Here is a 2786-nt window from a genome sequence, read left to right as displayed (position 1 = left end):
ATGCCCACGTCGTTGAGGAGGGGGATGAGGGAGTGCAGCATTCCAGCCACCCCACCACCGTGAAACGTGGAGTTTATTTCCAAGACGCGCAAACCATAAAGAGGGCGGGCCGCGGCGAAGATTTCGGCGATCATTTTTTCGCCAACGAGCTCCACATATCGCTCAATGCCCAAACGTTCCATAACAGCCTCCATAAAATTATACCTTCAATAGATGATCAAACAAGCTATTTGATCCCAGAAAGGCGGAAGCCTTCTACAAAATGCCGCTGAAAAAGGATAAAAATTATCAATACTGGTATGGCGCTTATCACAGTTCCGGATAGGATAAGGTTCCAATTTGCTCCCCCCGCTGCTCCATAATACTGCCGGAAAAAGAGGAGACCGATGGGAAGGGTGAACATCTCCATATCCCGCAGGACCACCAAAGGCCAAAAGAACTCGTTCCAGGAACCTTGAAAAGTGAGGATGGCCAAAACCGCCAAGGCTGGCTTGGCCATAGGTAGAATGATCTTGGTGTAGATGCGCATAGTCCCAGCGCCGTCAATTCTGGCTGCCTCCTCCAACTCCACAGGAATGGATTCAAAAAATTGCTTCATCATGATCACCCCAAGACTGGAGACCAAAGCCGGCAAAAACAGCGCCCAGTAAGTGTTGAGGAGGCTCTCCTTCCCGAAAACCCGGGAGATACCGAACAAGCCATCTCTAAGGAGCACATAGTTGGAAATAAACGTCACTTGCTGAGGAACCATCATGGTGAACATCACGAGGAAAAAGAGCAAATTTCTGCCGGGAAAGCGCAAACGCGCCAAAGCGTAACCCGCCAACGGGGCAAAAAGCAAAGCTACTAGCACCTTTCCCATGGCAATTACAAAGGAATTCTTAACCCAGCGGGGAAAAATCGGGTTTCCCATACGATCTCGAAATTCGGTCCAAGCCTGGATGAAATAGCTAAAAATGTATCCCAAAACCCCGGAGGCGAGGTTATCCCAGTAAGCGGTGGTCCCTAGGCCTCGAACGGAATGGGGGGCCAGTGTGGCTCGCAGGAATTTCGAATTCGGAGGCCCTGCTACAGCCAGGGGGAGAACAGGGTAAGTTTGGGCCCCAAGATGGCGGAGGATTATTTTGAATGTTTTTTCACAGCCTTCGGGAATTTCTCGTTCTTCCAGTTCTTCTATTTCCACGGCGGTTATTGGTCGCGGGTCGGGTGGTTGCTGGGGGCCCCGGCCTGGCGGGCGGAGGACCTCCACCCGCGGCTCGCCCTCCACCCCCGGGGGATAGAGAAAAGTCACCTCCAGGGAGAGAAACTTGCCCGGAGCCCAGCCGCCTAGCCATCCGTTGTTTCCCGCTTGGACCCCAAGCTTCCAAGCGGCAATCCAGTTGGGCGGCCAAAGCCGGGGAATATGCAAAGAAGGCGGCCACTCCAGGGGATTGACCTTGAATGCAGAAAGAATAGCGTAAACAAAGGGCCCCACGACAGCAAGGGCCATGGCCCCCAAAAATACATAGACAAAAGCGGCTTTGGCCCGCCTTCGCCGGGCAAACCAGGCTTGGCTGATTTGCCTCCCCCCCATCACCAGGCTTTCTCCCTAACCCCCACACGGCGCTGGATCAGAACCACCACCAAGGTCAGTACCGCTAGGAAGATCGCCGCTGCGGAAGCCATCCCCACTCTGGGCAACCCACCGGCGCCAAACATGTTCCAATAAACGTAATAGGCCAGAGTGACGATGGAGTCCAAAGGGGCCACACCCGAGGTGATCGCCGCCTGATCGAACATCTGCAGAGTGCCAATAAGACCAAGCGTGATCACTAAAAACATCACTGGTCGCAGTGCAGGGATGGTGACATACCACAGCTTGGCCCACCGAGAGGCACCGTCCAACTCCGCGGCCTCGTAGAGTTCCCGGGGAACATCCTGGAGACCAGCGAGGAAAAAAAGCATCATCGTTGGCACGGTGGTGCCAATGTTGAGGGCCATGATCGCCCAAAGTGGGCGAGGAATTCCCAGGAATTTCTCCGCTGTTTCCAGCCAAATTATGTCCACCGGCGGCGTGGGCTTGGGTTGAAGGATGTGAAGGTGACTGAAGACCCAGGTCCCTAGACCGGCCGCCAACAAGCTCACCCAAAGGTATACCGGATCTAAAACCTGCACAGGAAGGCCTCGCCTTCGCCCCCAGCAGACCAGCATGAATTGTACGAGCGCAAGAAGACCCAGAAACGAAAGCACATGAAGATGGTGGGTACGAACAACGCTGAGGAGGAAGTTCACCACACCTCTTCGGTATGTAAACCAGATAAAGATGAGCCCGACAATAACCGAGGAAAGGATGCTGGGCGTGTAAAATGCAGCGCGGAAAAACGTGAGGCCTCGAATTTTCTGATTGAGGGCGATGGCCAAAAGCAAAGCCAAAGAGGTTTGCGTAAAGGTGACGATGATAGCAAAGGACAGACTATGAAACAAAGCCCTGAGGAAACGCGGGTCCGCAAAAAGTCTTGCATAATTAGTAAAGCCTGCGAATTCGGGCGGCGCAAAAAGGTTATAATCACAAAAACTCCACCACAGTGCACGGAAAAAGGCGTAGGCGAAGGCCACCCCCAACGTCCAAAAAAGGGGAAGGAGAAAGAGAAAAGCCCAAAAAATCTCGTTCCGTCGCGGCCCTTTGAGCCAAGACATCAAAAGGGGGCGGGCTTTTCCCCGCCCCCTTCTCCCTTTTAGCGCTTCAACTCCTTGTTCAGCTTTTCCGCTGCCTCCTGCATGGCCGCGGCCGGCGAGAGCTCACCGGT

General features: G+C 53.9%; 2 protein-coding genes and 1 pseudogene. All 3 read right to left on the bottom strand.

The window, feature by feature from the left end; genetic code table 11:
• A pseudogene (locus ACP5PX_RS07755) lies at positions 1–182 on the bottom strand (glycosyl transferase family 1); the annotation flags it as partial.
• 44 nt (positions 183–226) lie between these two features.
• Positions 227–1573, bottom strand: a complete 1347-nt coding sequence (locus ACP5PX_RS07750; RefSeq protein ID WP_428085385.1) for a carbohydrate ABC transporter permease — start codon at positions 1571–1573, stop codon at positions 227–229.
• Positions 1573–2676: a carbohydrate ABC transporter permease gene (locus ACP5PX_RS07745; RefSeq protein ID WP_428085384.1), complete on the bottom strand. Its 1104-nt coding sequence runs from the start codon at positions 2674–2676 to the stop codon at positions 1573–1575. Before ACP5PX_RS07745 ends, ACP5PX_RS07750 begins: the two co-directional genes overlap by 1 nt.
• Positions 2677–2786 lie beyond the last annotated feature (110 nt).

This window comes from Hadarchaeum sp. (SeqCode) (assembly GCF_049969415.1).
Classification (GTDB): Archaea; Hadarchaeota; Hadarchaeia; order Hadarchaeales; family Hadarchaeaceae; genus Hadarchaeum.
The sequence above is the reverse complement of the archived record's forward strand: the minus strand, read 5'-3'. Positions and strand labels throughout refer to the sequence as shown.